The organism is Pseudokineococcus marinus, from assembly GCF_013004605.1.
In the GTDB taxonomy this organism is placed as follows: Bacteria; Actinomycetota; Actinomycetes; order Actinomycetales; family Quadrisphaeraceae; genus Pseudokineococcus; species Pseudokineococcus marinus.
In genome coordinates this window covers 1-4,996 of the sequence record NZ_JABEMA010000229.1, presented here as the reverse complement: position 1 = coordinate 4,996, position 4,996 = coordinate 1, and the positions used below count along the sequence as shown (strand labels likewise).

Here is a 4,996-nt window from a genome sequence, read left to right as displayed (position 1 = left end):
CCCTGCAGGTCGGCGTCGGCCGCGCGCAGCGGCGCCCCGGCCAGGGCGGCGAGGCGCGGCGCCCCGGCGCGGTGGTCGTCGTGGTGGTGGGTCAGGACCACCAGGCGCGTCCCGCCCAGGCCGTCGGCGACGTCGAGCACCCGCCGCAGGTGCCCCTCGTCGTCGGGCCCGGGGTCCACGACGACGGCGCCGCCGCCGAGCCCCAGCACCCAGGTGTTCGTGCCCTCGAGCGTCATGGGCCCGGGGTTGGGCGCCAGCACGCGGCGCGCCGCCGCCCCGACGGCCTCGTCCGCGGCGCCGCTCACGGCGGCCCGCTCACACGACACCGACCGGGTCGGGGTGCTCGGGCAGGTCCGCGAGCAGGTGCAGGTCGTCCGGCGCGCCGGCCACGCGCGGCAGCACCTCCTCGAGCGAGCGGCGCGTGCCGAGCAGCGCGGCGAGGTCCTCCGCGGCGGCCAGCTCCTCCAGCGCCACCCGCGTGGGCGGCAGGAGCCTCACCCGGCCCTCGGCCTCGGCGTCGAGCAGCGCCGCGGGGCGCCACCAGGCGCCCTCGACGGCCTCCTGCTCGTGGCCCGGGTGCCCCTGGTGCCGGGCCCGCGCGCCCGCCGGCACCGCGGCGACGAAGAACCACGTGTCGAAGCGGCGGGCCGCCGGCTCCGGCGTCGTCCAGCGCGCCCAGGGGCGCAGCAGGTCGCTGCGCAGGGCGAGCCCTCGGCGGCGCAGCAGGTCCGACAGCGGCAGCTCCCGCCGGGCCAGGGCGGCCCGCTCGGCGTCCTCGTCCTCCGCGGAGACCGGCAGGACGGTGGCGCCCGGGTCGGGCGCGGCGTCGTCGACCTCGGCGAGGAGCACCCCGCACTCCTCGTACGTCTCCCGGACGGCGGCGCACAGCAGCGCGGCGGCGTCCTCGTCCGGCAGGCCGAGCCGCCGGCCCCAGCCCTCGACGGGGGCGCCGCGCCACGGGACGTCCGGGTCGGCGTCCCGCTCGTCGAGCCCGCCGCCGGGGAAGGCCGTGGCTCCGGGGGCCGCCGGGAGGCCGTCGGCGCGGCGCAGCACCCAGACCTCGACGCCGGTGCCGGCGATCGGCGGCTCGCGCACGAGCATCACCGTCGCCGCCGTCACCGGCTCGGCGGGCGGCTGCGGGACGCCCCGCTCGACGGCGTCGCGCAGGTCGGTCGGCAGGGGGAAGCGGCGGAGCACGGACGACCTCTCGAGGGGTGCGGGGCGGCCCGCGGCCCGGCGGCCCCGGTCAGCGGGCCGGGGGAGCCGGTCGGGTCAGCGGGTCCGGGACGTGACGAGCGCCTGGAGCTCGACCTCGACGGGCGCGTCGAGCGGCAGGACGGCGACGCCGACGGCGCTGCGCGCGTGCGTGCCGGCCTCGCCCAGCACCTCGCCGAGCAGGGCGCTGGCCCCGTTGACGACCGCGGGCTGCCCGGTGAAGGCGGGGTCGCTGGCGACGAAGCCGACGACCTTGACCACGCGCACGTCGTCGAGCGTCTCGCCGTCGCGCAGCTGGGACGCGACGGCGGCCAGCGCGTTGAGCGCGCACAGGCGCGCCAGCTCGGCCGCGTCGCCGGGCGGCACCAGGGCCGGGCCCTGCGGGTCGGGGACGCCGTCGCCGACCTTGCCCGTGGTGACGAGCGACCCGTCGCGGATCGGCAGCTGCCCGGACGTCCACACGACGTCACCCGCCCGGACCGCGGGCTGGTAGGCCGCCAGCGGGGGCACGACGTCGGGCAGCTCGAGCCCGAGCTCCGCGAGGCGCTCCAGCGCACCCACGCGCCTCAGCCCTTCGGGCGCTTGAGGTAGGCCACGAGGCCGTTGCCGTCGGGCCCCGGGACGACCTGCACGAGCTCCCAGCCGTCCTCGCCGAAGTTGTCGAGGATCTGCTTCGTCGCGTGGATGATGAGCGGCGCCGTCATGTACTCCCACTGCTGCATGGCCGCGACCCTAGCCCCGGGCTCGGCGCCCCGGCACGGCGCGGACGGCGGGCTCGGGCTGGCAGCGGGGGCACCACCACGTGCGGCGCTGCTCGGGGTCGCCCGCGACCTCCGCCCGCACCCGCACCGTCGTCCCGCACCGCAGGCACGGCTTGCCGGCCCGCCCGACGACCCAGTGCGAGCGCCCGCGCCGGGTGTCCCCCGTCGTCACCTGGTAGGCGCCCGGCACCTCGACCGAGTGCCGCAGCATCCGGGCCACGAGCGCCACGAGCGGGGGCAGGTCCACCTCGCCGACGGGCGTCCACGGGTCCAGCCCGCGCAGGAAGCACGTCTCGTCGGCCCACATGTTGCCCACGCCCGCGAGGTTCCGCTGGTCCAGCAGCGCCACCTTGACCGCCCGCTCCGGGCGCGCGGACAGTCGCCGCACCGCCTCCTCGGCACCGCCGTCGGCCCAGTCCTCACCGAGGAGGTCCGGGCCCAGGTGCCCGACGACGTCGCCCTCGGCCGCCGTCTCCACGAGCTCGACGACGGGCATCGACAGCGCCACCGCCGTCGGCCCGGGCTCGCCGTCGGCCACGCCGGGCCCGCCCGTCGTCGCGAGCAGCACGCGCACGTCCGGCTGCACCCGCCGCGGCAGCACCTTCCCCGGCGCCAGGACGGTCCAGGACCCGTCCATCCGCAGGTGGGTGTGGAGCGTGAGGCCGCCGGAGAACCGCGTGAGCAGGTGCTTGCCGCGCGACGCCGTCCCCAGCACCGCCCGCCCCGACAGGTCCGCCGTCGCGTGCCGCGGCACCCGCAGGTCGCTGCGGCGCACCGTCGTCCCCGCGAGCCGGGCGGCGAGCGTCCGCGCGACGAGGTAGACGCTGTCCCCTTCCGGCACCCGGAGATCGTCGCCCGCGCCGCAGCGCACGGCACCTGCACGAGCCCGTGGCTGTCGCGGGGCCGGGTGCGGGTGGTGGCGCGCACGCTCCGGCACTGGCTCGGCGCGCGGTGGTCACCGGAGACGGGGGTCGGGGCGCCGGCCTGACGTGCTCTCCGCGTCCGCGCCACCACCCGCGCTGCAGCCGTCACCACCGCGTCTCCGTGGCGGGCGTCGCCGTCCGCCCGGGAGGCGCACCACCAGCGGTCCCGGTGAGCGTCCGCCCGCGGACCCGACCCCGTCCGCCGGCCGGCCGGCCGACCGACCGGGTTCCGCCTGGTCTCTGGCGAGCACGGCCCGTGACGCACCGCGCCCCCGCCCGCAGGTCTGCGGACGGGGGCGCGGCGAGGACTGGTGGCTCAGCCGAACAGCGGCTCGCCGTCGGCGACGAGGCGCCAGTCGACGGCGGCGAAGTCGGCGGGGTCGATGGAGCCCGTCTCCTGCGCGCGGTCGATGAGGAGCTGGCGGATGTCCTGCTGGCGGTCGTAGACGAGCGGCGCGGAGGCGACGTGCGGGAAGCCGCCGCCGCCGGAGCGCCGGTAGTTGTTGACGGCGAGGACGAGCTCGTCGTCGTCGCCGAGGGCCTGGCCGTCGATGCTGAGCGGCCCGACCCGCGAGCCCGCCGGCTGAGCGAGGTCGATCTCGTAGGAGACGCCCGCGAGCTGGTCGAGGTTGTAGTCCGGCGTCGTGCCGGCCGACAGGGACGTCGGGTCGGCGGGGTCGCCGGGGGGCACGGACGCGTAGTAGCGCGCGGAGTGCTCGAGGTAGTCGTGCAGCTCGGCGCCCGTCATGCGCACCGCCTGCAGGGTGTTGTCGTAGATGTAGAGGCCGGCGACGTCGCGGATCGTCACCTCGCCGGCCGGGAAGACGGCGTCGGCGCGGAACGGGGCCGCCACCGAGACGACGGGCAGGTCGGCGTCGGGCGTGCCCGCGAGGCCCTGGCGGACGGCGTCGCGCTGGACGTCGTGGACGAAGTCCATGATCGCCGTGTCGCGCCAGCGGGCGTCGCGGGCGCTCAGCTCGGTGGCCGAGGTGGCGACGACCGTGTCGACGTAGTCGAGGGTGCGCTGGTGCCAGGGCTGCATCAGCGCGGTGAAGGCCGGGTCCTCGGGGAAGTCGCCCGCGCGCAGCTCCTCGACGTCGGCGCCGGTGACGCGGTACTCGCCGCGCACCCGCTCGAGGTGGAGGTCCGAGGCCGTCACCGAGGCGCCGTAGCGGTAGGGCTGGGTGACGAGCACGCGCTTGCCCGGCTCGACCGCGGAGTCGACCCAGGCCTCGGGCAGGTCCCGGTGGCTGTGGCCGGCGACGACGACGTCGACGCCGGGCACCTGGGCGGCGATGGCGTCGCTGACGTTCTCGGGCGGCAGCACGGTGTCGTCGTAGGAGGAGGCGCCCGAGCGGCCGGAGTGGGAGAGGACGACGACGACGTCGGCGCCCGCGGCGCGGACCTCGGGCACGTAGCGCTGCGCGGCCTCGACCATGTCGCCGAAGGCCAGGCGACCCTCGACGTTCTGCTTGTCCCACACCTGCGAGCCCGGCGTGGTGAGGCCCACGATCCCCACCTGGACGGGCTTGCCGCCGCCGGTCGGTCGCACCCGCTGGATCGTCCAGGGCTGCAGCGCCGGCTCGCCGGTGGCCACGTCGGTGACGTTGGCGCCGAGCAGCGGGGCGTCGAGGTCCTGCTCGTAGGCGCGCAGGAGGTCCAGGCCGTAGTTGAACTCGTGGTTGCCGACGACCTGCGCGTCGTAGCCGATGGCGTCGAGCGCCGTGGCCATCGGGTGCTCCTCGCCGGTCGCGGTGACCGGACCGGTCGTGGCCGACCCGCGGGCGGCCACGTAGGTGAGCGGCGTGCCCTGGAGGGAGTCCCCGTTGTCGACGACGAGGACGGAGCGCTCGCCGCGGTCCTCGCGGACGGCCTCGACGGCGGAGGCGACGTGCGAGAGGCCCTGCTCGGAGCCGGCGGCGTAGGGCTGGGAGCGGAAGTAGTCCCAGTCGAGGACGTTGCCGTGCAGGTCCGTCGTGGAGACGAGCGTGAAGGTGGCGCTGCGGGCGCCCTCGGCGCCGCGGCCCGGCCCGTCCCCCGGCGCGGCCGCCGCCATCGGTGCCGTCCCGGCGACGAGCGCGGCGGCGGCGAGCGCCG

The 4,996-nt window shown here is 77.7% G+C and carries 6 protein-coding genes; all 6 read right to left on the bottom strand.

The features are described from left to right. Window positions 1–305 (bottom strand): MBL fold metallo-hydrolase (locus HLB09_RS12825; RefSeq protein ID WP_212771025.1); only part of this gene is annotated, 305 nt, incomplete at its 3' end. 10 nt (window positions 306–315) lie between these two features. Next, window positions 316–1,197 carry an NUDIX hydrolase gene (locus tag HLB09_RS12820; protein WP_171203744.1) on the bottom strand — a complete coding sequence of 294 codons (882 nt, stop codon included), beginning with the start codon at window positions 1,195–1,197 and terminating at the stop codon, window positions 316–318. A gap of 75 nt (window positions 1,198–1,272) precedes the next feature. Then, on the bottom strand, window positions 1,273–1,776 hold the full coding sequence (locus HLB09_RS12815) for a RidA family protein (protein ID WP_171203743.1): 504 nt from the start codon (window positions 1,774–1,776) through the stop codon (window positions 1,273–1,275). 5 nt (window positions 1,777–1,781) lie between these two features. Continuing rightward, window positions 1,782–1,937, bottom strand: coding sequence for a DUF4177 domain-containing protein (locus HLB09_RS12810; protein WP_171203742.1), 156 nt, complete (start codon window positions 1,935–1,937; stop codon window positions 1,782–1,784). Between the two features lie 10 nt (window positions 1,938–1,947). Beyond that, the gene (locus HLB09_RS20060; RefSeq protein WP_171203741.1) at window positions 1,948–2,817 is read right to left on the bottom strand and encodes an Fpg/Nei family DNA glycosylase; all 870 of its coding nucleotides are present in this window, start codon (window positions 2,815–2,817) and stop codon (window positions 1,948–1,950) included. 398 nt (window positions 2,818–3,215) lie between these two features. After that, a partial coding sequence (locus HLB09_RS12800) for a bifunctional metallophosphatase/5'-nucleotidase (protein ID WP_171203740.1) occupies window positions 3,216–4,996 on the bottom strand: 1,781 nt, incomplete at its 5' end.